A 21589-nucleotide genomic window follows, 5' to 3' on the forward strand; every position below is an offset into this window, starting at 1 on the left:
GCGTGTATCTCTAGGAAACTTCCTTCTGAATGTAGGAAATTTCCGAACGTCACGGCGCTTGGGGGATTGCGACGTATGGTCGGAGGATTGTTTGCTCCTTGCGAAATTTCCTACAGACAGATTGTTGTATCCATCATTAATGTTTAGCGCAAGATTGAATGTAGTTATCGGCCCACTCCCCCAAGATAGAATCCGACATGAGTAAAGAGCGAAAACAACTACGGGTATTACTCAGGCGACACGAAGAAAACCTCAAGCTATTGACCGCACATAGCGAATCGTGGCGAGGCGAAGATCGCGATAGAGGCGCCGAAACCCTGCAGAACCTTACACAACAAATGGAAAGACTGTTGCTGCAACTGAAGAAACGAAAGGGTTGCAAACTAACGGACTGATCCTGCCCAGTGTCTTGCACTAATAATTACTCTTGTCGAAACCTTGAGTCAGGCCGCGATCTTCCAGTCTTTTTATTCCCCCCCACAATCCGCACACATCAACTACTCGGAGATAGGCAGTGGCTGGCGAAACTACACTTCACCCACGCGAAATCATTACTTTGGAGTTGGAAAAACACAAAGAACGTTTTTTTGCAGACGGAAAAACAATCCAGAACATTCCGGCCGGCCAAAGCGGGGTTCATTCAGTACGGCATGTCACTGGCCATCACAAGACGCAGCAAGTCGTCCGCACAAAACTCGCACGCGCCCTGCGCGAGCATGCTGAAGCCGGGCGCACGCTCAAGGAGGCTGCCAGAGCCATGAGGATGAAAATCGATAAAGCGCGACTGATCGCCAGAGAAGACGGGATCGTTTTCAACATCGAATAACCCGTGCCGCGCTCCCCATCAGAAGCAGTAGCGCTCGTGAATTTGCAACGCTACCGCCTGGATCTACATTGCCGGATCACCGATGCGCTGCTCCAGCGTTTGCGCCAACCGCTCCATCGCTTGCTGCAACGCATCCACGGCCTGAGTCAACTCAGTGGAGTCCGCCCCCATGCAGGCGGCTTCCAACTGCTCGCAGCACTGGATCAAACGGCTCGCCTTGATGATTCGTGCGCCGCCCTTGACCCGATGGGCCAGATCGGAAAGTCCCGGCAAGTCATGCTCACCGAACAATTTGATCAGCCGCAACATGTCCTCTTCGTTACTGGTGCCCAGATCCCCAAGCAAGTTCTGGATCGCGGCGCGATCGCCACGGGTCAGTTGCTGCAAGCTGGCCAGGTCGATGTCGCCCTCTATCTCGTCAACCTTCCTGCCCACCGGCAATAAGTCAGCGCCAGGTTGAACCGAGGCGAGTCGGGCGCTCAGATCCCCGAGACTGATCGGCTTGAAGAGGCAATCGTTCATCCCCTCTGCCAGGCAGCGGTCTTTTTCATCCGGCTGGGCATTGGCGGTGAACCCCAGAATCAGGCAAGGCTTCGCATCCGAAGACCTTTCTTCATCACGAATGGCCCGCGTCAGCTCATAACCGTTCATGACGGGCATGTTGCAATCGGTGATCACCACATCGAAGTTGCCGTTGCGCCAGGCGCGCAGGCCGTGGGCACCATCTTCCGCATCGCTGACGTCGTGCCCCAGATAGCTCAATTGCTGGGAGAGCAGCAAACGGTTAGCCGGGTAATCGTCGATGACCAGGATGTTGAGCACCCCCGCCTGAGACTCCAGTTCGACCGGCGACAACTCGGCAATGGGCATGGGTTGCAAGACAAGCAGGTCGAGGTGGATATCAATTTGCGTCCCCTTGCCGAGTACGCTGGTCAGGTGCAATTGCCCCTGCATCATTTCACACAGGGTACGGCAGATGACCAGGCCCAGCCCCGAACCACCCCGCGGCGACTGGTGATTGTTGCTGGCCTGACCGAAAGGGCTGAACAACTGCTCTTGATCCCTGGCGCAAATACCAATGCCGGTATCCTTGACTTGCACATGAAGCGCCAGACGTTCGCCGCCCGCGCCGGGCACGGCCTGCACGCTCAAGCGTACCTCGCCTTCATCGGTAAACTTGATTGCGTTGCTCAGCAGGTTGGAAAGAATCTGTTTGAAGCGCAGCGGATCGATCAGGACATCGCAACTGGCCTTGAGGTCAAAATGCAGCAATAACCGCACACCTTTCTGCCGTGCCACGCCTTCGAACATCCGCACCACCGATTCGACCTGCTCACGCAGACTGGCCCGTTCCGGCGCCAGGGACAGGCGACCGGATTCAATGCGTGCAATATCGAGAATGTCGCCGATCAGGTCCAGCAGCCCCCGCGCCGCGCCAGAGGCGACTTCGATGGCAAACCGGTCCATGACGCCTTGGTCGGCCCTCTTCATCGCCAGTTCGAGCATGCCGATCACGGCATTCATCGGGGTGCGGATTTCATGACTCATGGTGGCCAGGAAGGTGGTTTTCGCCCGATTGGCGTCATCGGCACTTTTCTTGGCATTTTGCAATTCATCGAACAATCGCTGACGGTCGCTGATATCGATCCAGCCGGCGATGATACCGGCGACCACGCCGTCACTGGTGTGATACGGCAACATCCAGTGATACACCGTGTGGACCACGCCGTCTTTGTGGGTGTAGGTACGGTCCTGTATCCATCGCGTGCCCTCCTCCATCACCCTGATGTACTCGGCCTGAAAGGTCCGAGCATCGGAAGGACCGATCAGTATGCTGTCGGTAATCTGCTGGCCCATCACTGTCTCGCGTGGGACGCCCAGCACGTCCAGGTAAGCAGAATTACAACTCACCAGCCGCCCCTGACGATCACGGACGTAAATCGGGTGGGGCGTGCCGTCGATCAGGACGCGCATGAACTCCATCTGATCGTTGAGCGCCAGCTCGGCCTTTTCACGTTTGGACATCAACTGGCGCAAGTAAATGATCCAGCCCACGGCCACCATCAGCAGCAGCGCGAACAGGACAAACCCTTGAATGACCGCTGAGCGATGGTGCAGCCAGCTGCCATTATCGATCACCACGTCGTGGTGCCAGCGGCCCGTCAATTCATCCAGCTCTTCCGGGGGGATGCTTCGCAGGGCCTTTTCCAGGATCGAATACAACTCCAGTGCCCCTCGGTCGGTGGCGAAGCCGGTCTGGACCAACTGCGAACCGACGATACCGGCCACGCGCAGTCGGCCGCGGTACGCGCGCAAAATCAAGTAACGCCCGTTGATCAGCGAATTGATGGCACCGTCTGCCTCCCCTTTGGCCACCAACGCCATGGCTTCGGCCGCTGTCGTTGTCTTGATCAGTTGTATGCCGGGGAATGTCTGGCTGATGAAATCAAGTAGGGCATTGCTGCGCCGAATGGCCAGTTTTTTACCGACCATGTCCTCCAGTCTTTCGGGGCCGCCCGACTCGTCTCGAGTGACCAGCACAAACGGGTTGGTCAAATAAGGGCGGGTGAACCGCAGCTGGCTTTCGCGTTCGGCACTGGGAATGAACGACGCGATCAGATCGGCATCACCGCTTCTGATTTTCTCGATCAACGGATTCATCGAATCGCCGCGCAGCACATCGAACTTCAAACCGGTGCGCTGGCTGATCTTGGCCAGGACCTCGGCACTGATCCCCCGGAACTCACCCTGCTCGTCGAAGAAAGATACCGGGGCGAGGCTGTCGTTGACGGCCACGGTCAGACGCGGATGCTTTTTCAGCCAACGTTGTTCGGCCGCACTGAGCTGAAGTGGATGCAGACCGCTCATGCTCATGTCGCCGGCACTCCAGCGGCGCAGAATCGTCATGCGATCGGTGGTGGGGATCGCCGCCAGCGCGGCATTGACGATGGGCAACAATCGACTGCTGCTCTGGTTGACTGCGAAGGAGAAATGCGTGGTGTACACGCCCGGCAACGTTACCAGGCGCACATCATTGAGGAAGTGTTTGCTGACCAGATAGTGGGAACTGATGAGATCCCCCAGGAAGGCATCCGCCTGACCGAACGCCACAGCACCGATAGCGCCTTGGGCCGAAGGGTAAAGCTGCAGCTCAGCCTTGGGATAAGCGGCACTGACGCTGTCTGACGGCTGATAGTGGTCAAGTATGGCCAGGCGACTGTCGGCGAGGTCTGGCGTCAACACCGGGTCGACGCCACTGCGGGTGACCAGTACCGACGGGGCGTCTACATAGTCACTGGTCAGCGCCAACGCTGGATCTTGCGCATCGCAACCATTGGCAGTGCCCACCAGATCCAGCTCACCGCGCTTGAGTGCCTGGATCACCTCGGCCCGAGAGTCGTAACGACGAACTTCGATCTTGACGTGCAACAGGTTGCCCAGCATCTCTGCGTAATCAGCTGTGATCCCCTCGTAATCCTGGCCATTGGTGACGATATCGAAGGGTGGATAGCCCGGCGCGGACACGCCCAGGCGCAGTGAGCTCTTGTTGCGCAACCAACGCCAGTCGGCGTCATCCAGAGGCACGGCATAACGCTCGCCATTCGAACGGCCAAAGAGATTCAGGGATTGCACCTGGGCCTCTACTGTCGGAATACTTCCCAATGGGCTGAGCAAAAGCGCCGCAAGCAGATAGTTACGCAAGAGAATTTTCATTCAGATCAGACTATTACGCTTGGCGAAGTCCGCAAGATACACCACCGGACTCACGTTGGTTTTTCGGTTTTACAGGTACTGACGGTTGCCCGGATTCCAATTGTCGGGGCGTGCGGTGAGTATCTATGGGAAATTTCTTTCTGGATGTAGGAAATTTCCCAAGAGCAGGCGCGCGTTCCTTTGCAGCGCCACCGCCGGGATCTACAGTGCCGGATCAACCAGGCGCCGCTCCAGCGTTTGCGCCAATCCTTCCATCGCTTGCAGCAACGCATCCACAGCCTCTGTCAACAAGGCAGAGTCCGCCCCCAGACAGGCCTCTTCCAGCTGCTCGCAGCACTGGATCAAACCGCACGCCTTGATGATTCGTGCGCCCCCCTTGACCCGATGGGCCAAATCGGAAAGACCCGACAGGTCATGCGCGCTGAACAGTTTGATCAGCCGCAGCATGTCCTCTTCATTACTGACAGCCAGATCGCCAAGCAAATGGTCGATGGCGCTGTTATCGCCACGCGTCAATTGCTGCAGGCTACTCAGGTCAATGTCGCCTTCAATCTCGTACACCCGCCCGCCAACGGACCGTGACTCGGTGCTGGGCTGTACCGAAGCGAGTCGGGCACTCAGATCCCCGAGACTGATCGGCTTGAAGAGGCAATCGTCCATCCCCTCTGCCAGGCAGCGGTCTTTTTCATCGGGCTGGGCATTGGCGGTAAACCCCAGGATCAAACAAGGCCTGGCACCCGAAGCCTTTTCCTCATCACGAATGGCTCGCGTCAGCTCATAACCGTTCATGACGGGCATATTGCAGTCGGTAATGACCACATCGAAGTTGCCATTGCGCCAGGCGCGCAGGCCATGGGCACCGTCTTCGGCGTCGCTGACGCCGTGGCCGAGGTAGCTCAACTGCTGGGAGAGCAGCAAACGATTGGCCGGGTAATCGTCGATCACCAGGATGTTGAGCACCCCCGCCTGAGACACCGGTTCAGCCACTGGCAACTCGGCAGCAGGCAATGGTTGCAGGATAAGCAGGTCGAGGTGGATATCAATCTGCGTGCCTTTGCCCAGCAAGGTGGTCAGGTGCAATTGCCCCTGCATCATTTCACACAGGGTACGGCAGATGACCAGGCCCAGCCCCGAACCACCCCGAGGTGACTGGTTATTATTGCTGGCCTGACCGAAAGGGCTGAACAACCGCTCCTGGTCCCTGGCGGAAATACCAATGCCGGTATCCTTGACTTGCACATGAATCGCCAACCGCTCGCCGCACACGTTGGGCGCAGCCCGCACACTCAGACGCACCTCGCCTTCGTCGGTGAACTTGATGGCGTTGCTCAGCAGGTTGGAAAGAATTTGTTTGAAGCGCAGCGGATCGATCAGGACATCGCAACACGCCTTGAGCTCGAAATCCAGCAACAGTCGCAAACCTTTTTGCCGTGCCGCGCCTTCAAACATCCGCACCACCGATTCGACCAACTCACGCAGGTTGGCCCGTTCCGGGGCCAGGGACAGGCGTCCGGATTCAATGCGTGCGATATCGAGAATGTCGCCGATCAGGTCCAGCAGCCCGCGCGCCGCGCCAGAGGCGACTTCGATGGCGAACCGGTCCATGACGCCTTGATCAGCCTTCATCATTGCCAGTTCGAGCATGCCGATCACCGCATTCAACGGGGTGCGGATTTCGTGGCTCATGGTTGCCAGGAAGTTGGTTTTTGCCCGGTTGGCGTCATCGGCAATTTTCTTGGCATTCTGTAATTGATCGAACAGAAGCTGGCGTTCGCTGATATCGATCCAGCCGGCAATAATGCCGGTGACCACGCCGTCGCTTGTGCGATACGGCAACATCCAGTGATACACCGTGTGTATCGTGCCGTCGGTGCTGGTGATGGCGCGATCCTGAATCCATCGCGTACCGTCCTCCATCACCTTCATGTATTCGTCATGATAGATCTGAGCGTCGGCATGACTGAGCAGTTCGGTGTCGGTAATCTGCTTGCCCATCACCGTCTCGCGTGGGACTCCCAACGCGTCCAGGTATGCGCAGTTACAACTCACCAGTCGCCCCTCACGATCACGTACATAAATCGGGTGAGGCGTGCCGTCGATCAAGACGCGCATGAACTCCATTTGATCGTTGAGCGCCAACTCGGCCTTTTCGCGTTTGGACATCAACTGACGCAAGTAAATGATCCAGCCCACGGCAACGATCAACAACAGCGCGAACAGCACAAAACCCTGAATGATCGCTGTGCGGTTGTGCCGCCAGTTGCCGCTATCGATCACCACGTCGTGGTGCCAGCGGCCCGTCAATTCATCCAGTTCTTCCGGGGGAATGCTTTGCAGCGCTTTGTCCAGGATCGAATACAGCTCCAGGGCCCCGCGATCGGTGGCGAAGCCGATTTGCGCCGACAACACGCCGACGATACTGGCCATACGCAGGCGGTCGCGGTAGTCGCGCATGATCAAGTAACGCCCATTGATCAGCGCATTGATGGCACCGTCCGCATCCCCCTTGGCCACCAATGCCATCGCATCGGCTGAAGTCGGTGTCTGTATCAACTGAATGTCCGGATAATTTTGGTGGATGAAATCATGCAGCGCATTGCCGCGCCGCAGTGCCAGTTTTTTGCCGACCATGTCCTCCAGTTTTTCGGGGCTGCCCGATTCGTCCCGAGTGACCAGAACAAACGGGCTGGTCAAATAAGGGCGAGTGAAACGCAGCTCGCTTGCTCCTTCGGTACTGGGATTGAACGCCGCCACCAGATCGGCTTTTCCCTTTTTGATCAGCTTGATCATGTTGTCCGTCGAGCTGCTGCGCAGCACATTGAATTTCAAACCGGTACGCTGGCTGACCTTCGCCAGGACCTCGGCACTGATGCCCCTGAACTCCCCTTGCTCATCGAAAAACGATAGGGGAGCGAAGCTATCGTTGACTGCCACCGTCAGGCGCGGATGTTTTTCCAGCCAGCGTTGTTCAGCCGCACTGAACTGAAGTGGATTAAGACCGGTAACGCTCATGTCACCGGCGCTCCAACGGCGCAGGATGTTCATGCGATCAGTGATGGGGATCACCGCCAGGGCGGTATTGACGATGTGCAGCAAACGACGGTTGCCCGGTTGTATGGCAAAGGAAAACTGCGTCGCATACACGCCCGGCAGCGTCGTCAGGCGGACGTCGTTCAGGTAGTGCTTGTTAACCAGATAGTGGGTGCTGATGAGATCACCCACGTAGGCATCCGCCTGACCAAACGCCACCGCACCGATTGCGTTCTGGGCCGAGGGGTGAAGCTGCAGCTGTGCCTTGGGATAGGCCGCACTGACGGCGTCCATCGGCTGAAAGTGGTCAAGCATGGCCAGGCGACTGTCAGCCAGGTCTGGCCTCAACATCGGGCTGCCACTGCGGGTCACCAGCGCCGACGGGGCCTGCGCATAGGCATTGCTCTGCGTCAGTTCCGGATCTGCCCCGTCGAAACTATTGGCGGTGCCCACCAGGTCCAGCTCACCGAGCTTGAGTGCCTGGATCACTTCGGCTCGAGAGTCGTAACGACTAACCTCGATCCTGGTGTGCAACATGGTGGCCAGCAGCGCGGCGTAATCAGCCGTGATCCCTTCGTAATCCTGGCCATTAGTGATGATGTCGAAGGGCGCATAGTCCGGCGCGGACACACCCAGGCGCAGTGAGTTCTTGTTGCGCAACCAACGCCAGTCCGTCTCGTCCAGAACGACCGCATAGTTCTCGCCATTCGAACGACCGAAAAGGTTCAGGGATTGCGCCTCGGCCTGTGCTGACGAAACACTTCCCCATTGACCGAATAAAAGTAAGGCCAGCAGACAGTTGAGCAGAAGAGTTTTCATTTAGACCAGATTATTGCGCTTGGCAAAGTCGGCCAGATAAACCACCGATTTAACATTAAGTTTTTCGATCAGACGGGTTTTATACGTACTGACGGTCTTGTTGCTTAACAACATGGCATCGCCGATTTCCTTGTTACTCAGGCCTCGGGCAAGTTGCTGCAAAATAATAAGTTCACGATCGGACAATTCGCGGATCATCTCCGTCTCAGTGCAATCGACATCGCATCGACGTACGGAATTGCCTGCCAGGTTGGGGAAGAAGGTATAACCGGCCATGAGCGCCTTGATCGCTTTACTCAATTCGCTCAGATCGTCGGTTTTCGAAATATAACCGGCAGCGCCCGCCTTCATGCAGCGCATGGCATAAAATGACGCTGGCTGGGCGGTCAATACCAGGATCTTGCTCGACATTTTCAGTGCGCGGATCCGGCTGATGACTTCCAGTCCGTCCAGGCCAGGCATGGCGATATCCAGCAGAATAAGTTCCGGGTCATGTTGACGAGCCAGTTGCACCGCATCGACGCCATTGTCAGCCTCGACGATGAGTTCGAATTGCTCATGTTCAAGCAACATTTTCACAGCCGCCCGAATGAACGGATGATCGTCTACAACCAACGCTCTATGCATATGAACCTCTCTGTAAGACGAACCAGAAAATACCGGCGACTCGAAGGGTCATGCATACAAAGAGTATGGTACAGATCACCCGCTAATGCGGCCCTCATTACTAGTTATACGGCAGCCATATCGAAACCCTCCAGAACCTGCAATCGTCGTTTTCAAGCGGGTGATGACAGCTTCTGCAACCACCGCATGAACCGCTGGGCATCCATTGGACGAGCCAAGTGAAAACCCTGTCCAAACGAACACCCCATCTCCACCAGCCCGTCATGGATAAGCTGGCTGCCGACGCCCTCGATGACCAGACTCATGTTCAGCGCCCGGGCCAGCGCCACAGTGCTGGTGACCATCGCCCGGGTGTGCGGCTCGGTAATGGACCGGACGAGTTGCCCGTCGAGCTTGAGTTGGTTGAAGGGCAGTTGGCTGAGCAGTTTCAACGATGAAAACCCCGTGCCGAAGTCATCGATCGACAGGCTGCACCCCATCATGCGCAAGCGCAGCAGGTTTTCCCGGGTCACCTTCGGGGTATCGAGCAAACCGTTTTCAGCGACTTCAAACAACAACGTCGCCCCCGGAAAATTGTTGCACCTCAAGACGCGACGAATGTGGTCGGTCAGGTCATTGCGGGCCAGTTGCGAAGCGTGAAGATTGAAGGCCAGTTCCAGCTCCCGGCCGGACTGGCGCAATGCATTCAGCAGCCCCATCCCTTGCTCAAGTATTTGCTTGAGCATTTCGTCGATCAGGTCATAAGCCAGCACAGCTGCCAGAAAGTCTTTGGGCAATAACAGACCTCTGACCGAGTGCTCCCAACGCGCCAACGCTTCAGCTCCGGCCAATGCGCCGCTGTTCATCTCGAACTTGGGTTGGAACCAGGCTTTGAACTCCCCCAACGCCAGGCCCCGACGTACATCCTCTTCACTGGGCAGTTTGTGTGGCGACGACGGATCAGCCTCCGCAGGCAAGCTGCAGTGACCAAAGCGGTGCAAGAGGCCTTGCAACGCATACAACTGGGTGGGCTGGCTCAGGAGCCCAAGCAACGGCAGTCCCGACAGACAGGTCATCTGTTCGACTGCGCGGCGCACCTCCGGCCGCAACTCACTGCACACAACAACAGCGCGAACCCTGTCGCTCTGCCCCACAGAGCGCAGAAAATCCAGACACTCAAGGGCTGTAACACTCAGGTCGCAGAGCACAATATCAACGCCCCCCGCCCGGTGAATATGTGCCATCGCCTGTTCGTGACCATCAGCCTGCAAAACGTCGCTGACGCCCAGATGCTGCAGAGCCGTGACCAAGCTATCGCGTCGTAGCGACTGACTGTCTAAAACGAGAACGCTAGGAGAATCCATCTCGCCGATTACTCTGAAATAACGTGAAGCCAAAATTTTGGCAATTTGGTGCCACTGCCAACCAAGGATGCATCTCTCTGATACGTAATATATTTACTGGCAGCTGCCGGTTAAGCATCGATCAGTTAATGGCCGAGAACCTGCCGCCGACCGTCTGTTGAAGGTTTAGCCAATGCAATAAATCTGCTCCCGACATTGGCCGCGCGCACCAATAGCCTTGCCCTTGCGTACACCCAAGGTCCTGCAGCACTCGCCGCTGCTCTTCGGTTTCGATGCCTTCCACGACCACAGCCATGCCCAACGCTTCGCCCAGCGCCAGGGTGCTGGTGATAACGGCGCGGCAGCGCGGCTCGTGCATCACGCCACGAACAAACCCGGCATCGAGTTTGATTTCGTTGAAGGGCAACTGACACAGCCGCTGCAGCGACGAAAACCCCGCGCCAAAATCATCGATCGACAGTCCGCAGCCCATCATTCGAAGACGCGTCAGTCTTTCCAGGCTGGCGGGAGGTACTTCTAGCAGCCCCGTTTCAGTCAGCTCGAACGTCAGCCCTGAGCCGGGCAAATCATGAACATCCAGAACCAGGCGGATCCGGGGTATGAGATGGGCGTTGGCGAGTTGCGAGACCTGCAGATTGAAAGCGAGATTGAGCGAAAAGCCCTGCGCCAGTGCCTGCCGCTGGATGCTCAAGCCTTGTTCCAGTTGCATAAAAAGCAGTTCATCGAGCAGACCACACTGCTCGATGACCGGTATGAACACAGAGGGCGGGATGACGCCTTTGACGGGATGATGCCAACGCGCCAACGCTTCGATGCTGTAAACCTCACCCGTCAGCAGATTGAATTTTGGCTGGAAAAAAGTCTGCAATTGCCGCCGTGAAAATGCCTGACGCACATCATCTTCATTGACCAATGCTGCAACAGGAGGCGACACGGGTACGGCTAAGGATTCGTTCTTCTGTTTTTCCAGTAATGCCTGCAGTGGACGCAACGGTGAGGATTCATTGAAGTCACCCAGCAGTACCATCCCCAACGGCGAAACAATCTGTCTCACCGCCCGAAGCACTTCCGCTGGCAGTGGACTGCAGATGATGATTGCCCCCATCAGGCCTGATCGGCCGACGCTCTGCAGCAGTTCCAGGTTATTCACCCCCTCGAAGCGCAAGTCGCACAGCGTAATGTCCACCGGACCCTCATGCTCGATCATCGCGAGGGCTTGCACCCAGTCAGCAACGGTGAATATCTCCTGACAATCTGGCTGCGAACGCATTTTGCCCGAGATCAATCGCTGAAAGTGGGGGGCACCAAGAACGAGGATACGTAACGGACGCATGGGCATTGGCAGGGGCTCACAATCGAAGATGTGAACCCATTGTCGGGACTTGGCCGATGTGGATCTTTAGGAAATTTCTGCCTGAATGTAGGATTTTTCCGACAATCACACCGCAACAACGGACACCTGCGTTACGTCAGCACTCATGTGCAACTCAAGCGTTTGCGCCAATTGCTCCATCGCCTGCTGCAGTGCATCGACCGCCTCTGTCAACGATGCAGACTCTCCCCCCGTACAGACCGCTTCCAACTGTTCGCAGCACGAAATCAAGCCATTTGCCTTGATGATTCGTGCACCGCCCTTGATCCGATGTGCCAGATCGGAAAGACCCGGCAAGTCATGTTCGCCAAACAGCCTGATCAGACGCAACATGTCCTCTTCGTTACTGACGGCCAGGTCGCCAAGCAAATTGTCGATGGCGGCAGGATCGCCACACGTCAGTTGCTGCAAGCTGCTCAGATCGATGTTGCCGCCGGTCTCGAAAGTCTTCCCGCCACGCTGTAATGACTCGGTGCAGGGTTGCACTGAGGAGAGTCGAGCACTCAATTCCGCGAGGCTGATGGGTTTGAACAGGCAATCGTCCATCCCTTCGGCCAGGCAACGATCCCTTTCCTCTGGCTGTGCGTTGGCAGTGAACCCCAGGATCAGGCAAGGCTTGGCGCCTGACGATTTTTCTTCATCGCGAATCGCTTGCGTGAGTTCGTAACCGTTCATGACCGGCATGTTGCAATCGGTAATCACCACATCGAAGGAACCGTTGCGCCAGGCGCGCAAGCCATGAGCACCGTCCTCTGCGTCACTGACCCCATGACCGAGATAGGTCAATTGCTGGGACAGCAACAAACGGTTGGCCGGATAGTCGTCGATCACCAGAATGTTGAGCGCCCACCCCTGAATGGCCAGCTCAGGCACCGGCAACGCGGTAGTGGGCAAGGGTTGCAAGGCGAGCAGGTCGAGAGAAATATCAATCTGCGTACCTTTGCCCGGTGCGCTGCTCAGGTGCAGTTGCCCCTGCATCATTTCACACAGGGTACGGCTGATGGACAGTCCCAGCCCCGAACCACCGCGCGCCGGCTGGTGACTATTGCGGACCTGAGTGAAAGGACTGAATAACTGCGCCTGGTCCTGTGCGCAAATACCAATGCCGGAGTCCTTGACCTGTACATGAATCGCCACGCGCTCGTCAGACTTGCCGGGCCCCGCTTGCACGCTCAAGCGCACGCTGCCTTCGTCGGTAAACTTGATTGCGTTGCTCAGCAGATTGGACAGAATCTGTTTGAAACGCAGCGGATCGATCAGCACGTCGCGATTGGCCTGCGGGTCGAAATCCAGCAGCAGGCGCAACCCTTTTTGCCGTGCCACACCTTCGAACATACGCGTCACCGATTCCACCAACTCGCGTAAACACGCACGTTCCGGTGCCAGAAAAAGACGTCCGGACTCAATTCGCGCGATGTCGAGAATATCGCCGATCAGGTCGAGCAACCCCCGCGCCGCGCCTGACGCAACCTCGATGGCGAACCGGTCCATGATGCCCTTGTCAGCCTTCTTCATCGCCAACTCGAGCATGCCGATCACCGCATTCATCGGGGTGCGGATTTCATGGCTCATGGTTGCCAGGAACGTTGTTTTCGCCCGATTGGCCTCATCGGCGCCTTTCTTGGCACTCTGCAATTCATCGAACAAGCGCTGGCGTTCGCTGATATCGATCCAGCCGCCAATCATGCCCGTGACCACGCCATCGCTTGAACGAAAGGGCAGGATCCAGTGGTAAACCGTATGGACTACACCGGTTTTCGCTCTTAAAACCCGATCCTGAATCGCCCGGGAGCCCTCATCCATCACCCTCAGGTACTCTTCATGAACGGCCGTGGTGTCGGCATAAAAAAGCTGTGGGCTGTCGGTGATTTTTTTGCCGATCATCGTCTCGATACTGGCCCCCACCACGTCAAGGTAGACCGAGTTGCAGCTCACCAGCCGCCCTTCGCGGTCACGGACATAGATCGGGTGCGGGGTGCCATCGATCATGGCGCGCATGAATTCCATCTGGTCGTTGAGCGCCAACTCTGCCTTTTCGCGGGTAACAATCAATCGACGCAGGTAAATGATCCAGCCCACGGCTGCCAGTAATAACAGCCCGAAGAAAATGAAACCCGGAACGATCGCCGCCCGACTGTGCAGCCAGATACCGTCATCCACGACCACGTCGTTGTGCCAACGCCCGATCAAGTCCTCCAATTCTTGCGCAGGAATGCTTTTCAGGGCTTTGTCCAGGATCGAATACAACTCCACTGCCCTGCGGTCGGTGGCGAAGCCCACCTGGACGGACAGCAAACCGAAGGTACTGGCCATGGCCTCCCGCGCTCCCGGGCTCTGCGACTCGATCCGACCGACAAACACATCCGGATTGGTCAAGTAAGCTCGAGTGACCCGCAGTTCTGCATCCTTTTCAACGCTGGCGTTGAACGCCGCGATCAGATCGGCGTCGCCCTGATTGATGTGCCTGATCAACTCGCCCATCGAATGACCACGCACCACATCGAACTTCAATCCGGTGCGTTGACTGATTTTAGCCAGAACATCGGCGCTGATCCCTCGGTACACACCCCACTCGTCGAAGAAGGATACGGGGACGAGGCTATCGTTGACGGCCACTTTCAATCGAGGGTGTTTTGCCAGCCAACGTTGTTCCGCATCACTGAGACCCAGCGCCGAAACGTCCGGTTGCATTGGGCTCGTGCTGCGCAGCCAGTGCGAGTCCGACTCCTGCGGACCGATGATGAAATTCTCGTCATTAGAGCGACTGGTCAGTTTCAGGGTTTGCACACCGGCACAGACCGGCAAAACACTCCCCAACTGGCCGAGTACAAAAACAGCAAGCAGATAATTACGCAGAGGCATTCTCATTCAGATCAAGTTATTCCGCTTGGCAAAGTCGGCCAGATAGACCACCGACTTGACATTAAGCTTTTCGATCAAACGGGTTTTATAGGTACTGACGGTCTTGTTGCTTAATAACATTGCATCGCCTATTTCCTTGTTACTCAGGCCGCGTGCAAGTTGTTGCAAAATCATTAACTCACGATCGGACAGACACCGAATCAAATCCAGTTCAGTCGCATCGATATCATTTCGGCGTACGGAATTACCTGAAAGATTGGGGAAAAAAGTATAGCCCGCCATGAGTGCCTTGATCGCTTTGCTCAGCTCACCCAATTCGTCAGTTTTTGAAATATAACCAGCCGCCCCTGCCTTCATACAGCGCATGGCATAAAATGCCGGCGATTGGGAGGTCAATATCAGTACCTTGCACGGAAGTTTCAGCGCCACAATCCGACTAATGACTTCCAACCCGTCCAGTTTTGGCATGGCGATGTCCAGCACGATAAGCGCCGGGACATGCTGGCGAGCCAGTTGCACCGCATCCGCACCATTATCAGCCTCGACGATCAGATCGAACTCCTCTCTTTGAAGCAGAATCTTTACCGTTGCCCGAATGAATGGATGATCGTCCACAACCAACGCTTTATGCATTTGAACCTCGCTGTATTACGCACCGGACAACACCGATGACGGAAAGGTCATGCATCAAAAGATAACGGAATATATAGCCGGACAATGAAGCTCACCTCTACATCATTCGCCAGTCGTCTCGAATTACTTTCCGACCCTGCGACCGTTATTATTATTTGCACATTTCCCGATTCTGTAGCCATTGCATGAGCCGACTCGAATCCATTGGCGGCGCCAAATGAAAACCCTGACCCAATACGCAGCCGATCTCCATCACTGCCTCTCGAATGGCCTGACTGCTAACCCCCTCGATGACCAGGCTCATGTTCAGTGACCGCGAAAGTGCCAAGGCGCTGGTGACCATCGACCGGGTGCGCGAATCAGTTGTGTCCTGGACGAGTTGGCCGGCGAGTTTCAATTGATTGAAGGGTGACTGGCAGAGCAACTTCAGCGAAGAAAACCCGAGGCCGAACCCATCGATTGAAAGACCGCACCCCATGGCGCGCAGGCGCAGCAGGTTATCCTGGGCAACCGGAGGAGCGCCGAGCAAACCATTTTCTGCCACTTCGAACAACAATGTCGCTCCCGGAAAATTGTGGCACTTCAGGCGACCAAGAATGTGGTCGGTCAGGTCATTACGGGTCAGTTGCGAGGCATGAAGATTGAATCCAAATTGCAGACTAAGGCCAAGCTCGCGCAGTGCAAGCAACAGACTCATCCCTTGCTCAAGCATTTGCTTGAACATCTCATCGATGAGGTCATAAGCCAACACGGCTGCCAGGAAATCTTTGGGCAGCAGCAGCCCCCTTACAGGATGTTCCCAACGCGCCAGCGCCTCAACCCCCACCACCGCACCACTGGTCATCTCGAACTTGGGCTGGAACCAGGCTTTGAAAGCACCCGACGCCAGGCCGTGACGGACTTCCTCTTCACTGGGCAGTTTGTACAACGGTGACGGATCAATGGCAGACGAATGGCGTCGGTGCCGATAGCGATGCAACACACCCTGCAATGAACCGGGCTGCATGGGTTGGCTCAACTCCCCGAGCAACTGCAACCTCGAAAAACAGGTCATCTGCCCCACGGCACGACGCATTTCTGGCCGTACCTCACTGCTCAACGCGACAGCGCGAACCATGCCGTTCTGACCGACAGTGTGCAAAAAACCCAAGCAGTTAAGGTCCGTGTTACGCAGGTCGCAGAGCACAATGTCCACGCCCCCGGGTCGATTGATCTTCGTCATAGCCCGTTCGGTACTATCCGCCTGCAAGATATCGATGACTCCCAGGTGTTTTAGCGCACTGACCAAGATGCCACGCTGAATCGATTTATCTTCTAAAACAAGAACGCTAAGTGAGTCCATCTTCACTAGTTGCTCTACCAATACTGAAGGCAGAATTGTGGCAACGTCCCACCGCTCCAGACGAAGGATTCATCCTTCTGTCTTGTAGGAAATTTCCCACAAGACCGTTAGTGTATTTAGCACCCCTATGATTTCCCAGCGACTGCCTGAAACATCGACGGCCGCTTTTGGATCCATTCCGAACACTTTGATAGATCGGATGAGACTAAGAAACCGATGTTTTTCGACTCTTAGACATGAACAGGTTCCGAACATAAGACTACGTACCGTAAAAACAAAGTTGAGCCATCAGACGAATCCCGTTTCTGCTTTGGTCGTCCCTGTCGAGCTTTCCAGGGCAAGTACTTCACGAATCAACAAGAATCTAATTTCATCATCAAGTTCACTCATGGATATATCCGCTAATGCACGTTCCATTCGAGCGACAATTTCACCGTTCAAGCTTCGCCTGTTTGCCTTGGCAGCGCGCTTTAACTTCAGACGTAAACCTTCAGGTAGCCGAAGAACAAATGTCGTCATTACCAAACCCTTAAAAACAAACAGAATCCGATAGTCTGGCGCCTGACAGCTTGAATTCTATGTAGGGCTTTTCCTGCTACAGCTCGAGAAATTTCCTACGACCAGCAGTGCATCGCTCGAAACTTCGGCCTACCCCGGTAAAAACTCCTCACGCAACATCGCCACAAACGCTTCCCGCGCCGGGTGAACCCCGGCGTTTTCATGCCAGTAAAAAAGGTTGTCGATGGCCGTCAGCTCAGGAAACTCATATCCCGCGCACCCTGCCCCTTTCGCATACTGGTCAAACACCCCTTTGGGCACCAGCGCGATCCCAGCCCCGGCGCTGACGCACCCGACAATCGCCCCATAACTCGCCAGGCTGACAATCGGCAGCGCCTGCCCTTGCCGCAACAACCAATACTCCAGTGCCGCCCGATAAGGACAGCCTTGCGGCCACATGAACACGGTCTTGCCCTGCAAATCGGCGATATCGCGCACCGGCCCCAGCGATGTCGAGGCAATCAGCAGTAACTCTTCGCGGTACATCGGCGTGCGCTTGAGTTGCGAGCGCTCGACATCCACCGCGACGATCGCGCCGTCGAGCCGATGATTGAGGGTGTCATCGAGCAGTTGGCTCCAGGTGCCGGTGGTCAGCTCCAGCGCGACGCCCGGATAACGCTTGTGAAACTTGGCCAGCAGGCGCGGCAGACGACCGGTGGCCGAGGACTCGATGGCACCAATACGCAGCGGCCCGGACGGTTCGGCCGAAGGATCCACCGCACGCTTGGCTTCAACGGTCAGCGCCAGAATCTTCGAGGCGTAAGACAGAAACGTTTGCCCCGCCGGGCTGATGCGCAAGCCTCGGCCCTCGCGTAGAAACAGCGCCACACCCAACTCGGCTTCCAGCGACTTGATGCGTGCCGTGATGTTCGATGGCACGCAATGCAACAGCTCCGCCGCCCGGGCGATGCTGCCGACCTCGGCAACGGTTTTGAACATGCGAATCTGCGCCAATTCCATACATCACCTAAAGTGAACAGTTGACGCAGTATAAGTCAGTTGTGGCGAACGGTTAGCCTTCCGATACTCGGTGCATCAACCCACCGGTGATCGACCATGAAGCCCTCCCCACACACCCTTAAAATCCTCCTGGCCATGGCGTTTGTCGTCGGCTGCTGGGGATACTCGCCGACCGGCATTCACATCGGATTACAAGCCTATGACCCCGGTCATTTGGCGCTGCTGCGCTTTCTGATCGCGTCGGTGTTCATGGCAATCGTCGCCGCGTTCAAAGGCATCAGCTTGCCGAAGCTTCGCGATCTGCCGCTGCTGTTCGTCCTTGGTTTCTTTGCCGTGAGCCTGCACCACGTCGCACTCAATATCGGCCAGCAAAGTGTCAGCGCCGGCGCTTCCAGTGTGTTGGCGCAATCGACGCCCTTGTTCAGCACTTTGCTGGCGCGGTTCGTGTTCAAGGACCGGGTCAGCGCCTGGCGCTGGGGTTGTGTTTTATTGGGATTGATCGGCGTGGTGATTGTGGTGGCCGGTGATCGCGGACTGGGCAGCATTGATGCGCAGGGTTTGCTGATCTTGCTGGCGGCGGTGTCGTGGAGTGTTTACTTCGCACTACAGAAGCATCATTCCGGGCGCTACGACGGTTTGACGCTGGTCTGTTACACGGTCTGGTCGGGCACGGCGCTGCTGCTGATTTATCTGCCGGGGTTGGCTGACAAGGTCGTCAGCGCACCGATGCCTGTGCAACGGGCAGTGCTGGCGTTGGGCGTGTTTCCCAGCGCCCTCGCCTACCTGGCCTGGGCATTTGTGCTGGCCCACATCGACTTGAGTCGGGCGACGATGACGCTGTATCTGATTCCGCCGACGGCCATGGCCATTGCGGCTTTTGGCTTGGGTGAGCAGCCGACGCTGATGGTCGGGATCGGTGCGGTTGTGGTGCTGATCAGCGTGCTGGCGCTGAACCTGGAGCGGCGCCCTGCGATCATCGCAGTGCAGCCCGCCCGACCATGATTGCAAGCAATGCCGACTAAAGAATTGCCGGGGGATGCCGACCACTTCAGTTCACATGTATGTGGCGCGTATCGCCTGGAATGCCTATGACCCGCTTCGTTGTTGTCGGTTTGTTAACGTTGCTTTCAGGTTGCGCCAGTGCGCCTGCACCCGTGGCCAAGGCACCTTCATTGACGGTGGAGGAAGTGCTCAAGGAGCCGCTGCTGGCAAACTCGATAATGCGCGATGAGGGGATGCTCAGCTTTCAGGTGAGCATTCCCGCGCGAGATCTGAAAACCACGCAATCGACGCAATCGACGTTGCAGATTCAAGCAAGCTGCGACGCCACCCGCGCAAGCCTGGTGTTCATGCAGACAACGTTCGTCTCCAGCACCCGGCCCATTTCCCGCAAGTTGGAAATGAACAACCCGTTGTCCCCGGCACTGGTGGCACGTCTGGCGCAGAACCCGAGCTTCACCACCGCCTGCGCTCAGACCTCCCCGTCGGACTGGCGGATTGTTTCGGGAAGCGGCGCGGAACGCCGGCTGATGATCGACCGCAACAGCATCAAGGTTGAAGGACCTTCCCGATTGTTCTGGGGCGCGGTTGATGAGCCAGCCCTTCTGACCGACGCCGATTACAAAGTGTTGTTTGGCCAAACCCGCAACCGCTATCAGGCCGACTGCACGCGCCAGACCTACCGGGTACTGAGCGTTTTTAAACTGGACGAAAAAGACCAGATCACCCGGGGAACGGTGCTCTCCGACAGCGCAGAAAAAACCTTCGGGCAAAGTGCTGATGTCCGCGAGTTGCTGAATGCTGCCTGTGCGCCGGCGCCGCAACTCTCGACGCTGGCCCTCTACTCGCCCCGCAACAAAGTCGCGCCGACCTATGAGTCCGGCCCCGTTAAAGCCGACGTGCTCAAGTCAATTGCCGATCTGAATCTGCCACCGCCGCAGAAGGCGATCAAACATGTCGTCTTCAAATCACACAACACTGGCTACCTGGGCAGCGCGCCCTCGCAGAGCGAGCAACGCTATGAAACCGATCCACAGAGCGGTCAACTGCAATTGCAGTGGCCAGGCAAGGTGTCGGAGACCCGCTCCGTCAATTTCAGAGGATTGCTGACCCTGCGCCTCGACAGCCAGCACATCGACCGTCAGTTGCCAGTGTCCTATGCAGTCGATACCGAAAAACTGACGTTCACCGGCGACTGGCGAGCGATGGTTGTCGGTTCATCGTTGGGGTATCAGATCACTCAACAACGCCGCAGTACGCTCAAAGGCAACTCGGTTAATGTGGAGAGCCTTAACTGTGTGGTCGAGCGTCAGATCGAGGCTTCGCAGGTCAACTCATCGTTGCAGGGCAGCGCAAAGGAGTTGGGGTGCAAGCTTGAAGGTGGCGAGCTGAAAGCAACCGCCACGATGTACTACCTTCAGGATTATGGTTACTTCTTCCGGACTCGCTATCAAGTCGGGTGGATAACGGATGTGCGAACGAACCTGATCAGCGTCGAGTGAAACACTCGTCATAAAAAACCCGGCACATTGGCCGGATTTAACAAGATGGTCAGCCTGACCGAGAAGCCCTGCAGGTTTACGCGTGCAGGGCTTTTCTCGTTTTCGGCACAGGATCTCTCGTGAACACGATGACCCTTCTCGGTGTCGACTGGACAAACGGTCGTCAGGCGCCGGCCGAAAACCGGTCACGGCTGTTGGTCAGGTGCAGCCACATGGCGGCGCGCGCGGCGTCCGGGTCTTGCCGTTTGATCGCGTTGAGGATCGCCTCGTGCTCGAGGTTGGCCAGTTGCCCCAATTTGCTCAAATCCGCCGCGCCACGCTCGGCGGCGTTGACCCGTGTCCGCGGAATCATGGCGCTGCCCAAGTGCTGCATGATTTCGGTGAAGCACACGTTGCCGGTGGCTTCGGCGATCAGCAGGTGGAAGCGTTTGTCGGCCTCGACGCAGCTGTCGTTGTTGGCGAGCAGGCTTTGATAGTCATCCAGCGCGTCGCGCATCTGCATCAACTGATGATCGGTGCGACGGCTCGCTGCCAGCGCGGCGGCCTGGGTTTCCAGGCCCATGCGCAGCTCCAGAATGCTGCGCACCCCCAGCGCGGTGTCGACATTCAATCGCAGCCCCTGCTCCGGTGCGCGCTCGATCACAAAGGTGCCGATGCCGTGCCGGGTTTCCACCAGGCCTGAAGCCTGCAACTTCGAGATCGCCTCACGCACCACCGTGCGACTGACCCCGTGTTCCTGAACAATCGTGTTCTCCGACGGCAGCTTGTCCCCCGGCAACATTTGCCCGAGCAAAATGCTCTGGCTCAGTTTGACCACCAGGTCATGGGCCAGGTTGTGGGTGCGCTTGCGGGCAGGCGCGTCGAGGTCTTCTTGCATGGCGATCATCCGGAAGCAGGGCTATCGGAATCGTAGCACTGCGCTCGGCTGGAATCTCCAGAAAACCAAGATCAACTTGTATGACAACACTCAACAAATGCCCAACATAGACTGTCATAAAAACG

General features: G+C 56.8%; 14 protein-coding genes. 3 read left to right on the plus strand and 11 right to left on the minus strand.

The window, feature by feature from the left end:
• Positions 1 to 514: 514 nt before the first annotated feature.
• Positions 515 to 826, plus strand: coding sequence for a hypothetical protein (locus ACYZT8_RS19215; RefSeq protein WP_461975054.1), 312 nt, complete (start codon positions 515 to 517; stop codon positions 824 to 826).
• A 63-nt stretch (positions 827 to 889) separates the two neighbouring features.
• Here ACYZT8_RS19215 and ACYZT8_RS19220 read toward each other — a convergent pair whose 3' ends face one another.
• The 10 genes from ACYZT8_RS19220 to ACYZT8_RS19265 form a co-directional block, all read right to left on the minus strand.
• Positions 890 to 4540, minus strand: a complete 3651-nt coding sequence (locus ACYZT8_RS19220; protein ID WP_461975056.1) for a transporter substrate-binding domain-containing protein — start codon at positions 4538 to 4540, stop codon at positions 890 to 892.
• A 201-nt stretch (positions 4541 to 4741) separates the two neighbouring features.
• Entirely contained in the window at positions 4742 to 8389 is a 3648-nt protein-coding gene (locus ACYZT8_RS19225; protein WP_461975058.1) for a transporter substrate-binding domain-containing protein, read from the minus strand.
• Positions 8390 to 9016, minus strand: a complete 627-nt coding sequence (locus ACYZT8_RS19230; RefSeq protein ID WP_461975060.1) for a response regulator — start codon at positions 9014 to 9016, stop codon at positions 8390 to 8392.
• 152 nt (positions 9017 to 9168) lie between these two features.
• Complete coding sequence (locus ACYZT8_RS19235) at positions 9169 to 10305, minus strand: EAL domain-containing response regulator (protein ID WP_461975062.1); 1137 nt, start codon at positions 10303 to 10305, stop codon at positions 9169 to 9171.
• Between the two features lie 175 nt (positions 10306 to 10480).
• The gene (locus tag ACYZT8_RS19240; RefSeq protein ID WP_461975064.1) at positions 10481 to 11698 is read right to left on the minus strand and encodes an EAL domain-containing response regulator; all 1218 of its coding nucleotides are present in this window, start codon (positions 11696 to 11698) and stop codon (positions 10481 to 10483) included.
• 99 nt (positions 11699 to 11797) lie between these two features.
• The gene (locus ACYZT8_RS19245; RefSeq protein WP_461975066.1) at positions 11798 to 14593 is read right to left on the minus strand and encodes an ATP-binding protein; all 2796 of its coding nucleotides are present in this window, start codon (positions 14591 to 14593) and stop codon (positions 11798 to 11800) included.
• A gap of 6 nt (positions 14594 to 14599) precedes the next feature.
• On the minus strand, positions 14600 to 15226 hold the full coding sequence (locus ACYZT8_RS19250) for a response regulator (protein WP_461975068.1): 627 nt from the start codon (positions 15224 to 15226) through the stop codon (positions 14600 to 14602).
• Between the two features lie 151 nt (positions 15227 to 15377).
• A complete protein-coding gene (locus ACYZT8_RS19255) occupies positions 15378 to 16568 on the minus strand; it encodes an EAL domain-containing response regulator (RefSeq protein WP_461982553.1) in 1191 nt (396 codons plus the stop codon).
• A 288-nt stretch (positions 16569 to 16856) separates the two neighbouring features.
• Positions 16857 to 17087 carry an Arc family DNA-binding protein gene (locus tag ACYZT8_RS19260; RefSeq protein WP_461975070.1) on the minus strand — a complete coding sequence of 77 codons (231 nt, stop codon included), beginning with the start codon at positions 17085 to 17087 and terminating at the stop codon, positions 16857 to 16859.
• Between the two features lie 129 nt (positions 17088 to 17216).
• Complete coding sequence (locus tag ACYZT8_RS19265; RefSeq protein ID WP_461975072.1) at positions 17217 to 18086, minus strand: LysR family transcriptional regulator; 870 nt, start codon at positions 18084 to 18086, stop codon at positions 17217 to 17219.
• Positions 18087 to 18182: 96 nt separating this feature from the next.
• On the opposite strand from ACYZT8_RS19265, the gene ACYZT8_RS19270 reads away from it, so the two are divergent.
• Complete coding sequence (locus ACYZT8_RS19270) at positions 18183 to 19088, plus strand: DMT family transporter (protein WP_461975074.1); 906 nt, start codon at positions 18183 to 18185, stop codon at positions 19086 to 19088.
• Positions 19089 to 19174: 86 nt separating this feature from the next.
• On the plus strand, positions 19175 to 20587 hold the full coding sequence (locus ACYZT8_RS19275; RefSeq protein WP_461975076.1) for a hypothetical protein: 1413 nt from the start codon (positions 19175 to 19177) through the stop codon (positions 20585 to 20587).
• A 163-nt stretch (positions 20588 to 20750) separates the two neighbouring features.
• Here the strand turns inward: ACYZT8_RS19275 and ACYZT8_RS19280 are convergent, their stop codons facing one another.
• On the minus strand, positions 20751 to 21464 hold the full coding sequence (locus tag ACYZT8_RS19280) for a FadR/GntR family transcriptional regulator (RefSeq protein ID WP_461975078.1): 714 nt from the start codon (positions 21462 to 21464) through the stop codon (positions 20751 to 20753).
• Positions 21465 to 21589: the final 125 nt, after the last annotated feature.

It is taken from the genome of Pseudomonas sp. LB3P93, assembly GCF_054898025.1.

Bases quoted from the DNA above. Each gene is read 5' to 3' on its own strand.
- ACYZT8_RS19220 (WP_461975056.1), bottom strand. From the start codon at position 4,540: ATGAAAATTCTCTTGCGTAACTATCTGCTTGCGGCGCTTTTGCTCAGC.
- ACYZT8_RS19225 (WP_461975058.1), bottom strand. From the start codon at position 8,389: ATGAAAACTCTTCTGCTCAACTGTCTGCTGGCCTTACTTTTATTCGGT.
- ACYZT8_RS19230 (WP_461975060.1), bottom strand. From the start codon at position 9,016: ATGCATAGAGCGTTGGTTGTAGACGATCATCCGTTCATTCGGGCGGCT.
- ACYZT8_RS19240 (WP_461975064.1), bottom strand. From the start codon at position 11,698: ATGCCCATGCGTCCGTTACGTATCCTCGTTCTTGGTGCCCCCCACTTT.
- ACYZT8_RS19245 (WP_461975066.1), bottom strand. From the start codon at position 14,593: ATGCCTCTGCGTAATTATCTGCTTGCTGTTTTTGTACTCGGCCAGTTG.
- ACYZT8_RS19250 (WP_461975068.1), bottom strand. From the start codon at position 15,226: ATGCATAAAGCGTTGGTTGTGGACGATCATCCATTCATTCGGGCAACG.
- ACYZT8_RS19255 (WP_461982553.1), bottom strand. From the start codon at position 16,568: ATGGACTCACTTAGCGTTCTTGTTTTAGAAGATAAATCGATTCAGCGT.
- ACYZT8_RS19260 (WP_461975070.1), bottom strand. From the start codon at position 17,087: ATGACGACATTTGTTCTTCGGCTACCTGAAGGTTTACGTCTGAAGTTA.
- ACYZT8_RS19265 (WP_461975072.1), bottom strand. From the start codon at position 18,086: ATGGAATTGGCGCAGATTCGCATGTTCAAAACCGTTGCCGAGGTCGGC.
- ACYZT8_RS19270 (WP_461975074.1), top strand. From the start codon at position 18,183: ATGAAGCCCTCCCCACACACCCTTAAAATCCTCCTGGCCATGGCGTTT.
- ACYZT8_RS19275 (WP_461975076.1), top strand. From the start codon at position 19,175: ATGACCCGCTTCGTTGTTGTCGGTTTGTTAACGTTGCTTTCAGGTTGC.
- ACYZT8_RS19280 (WP_461975078.1), bottom strand. From the start codon at position 21,464: ATGCAAGAAGACCTCGACGCGCCTGCCCGCAAGCGCACCCACAACCTG.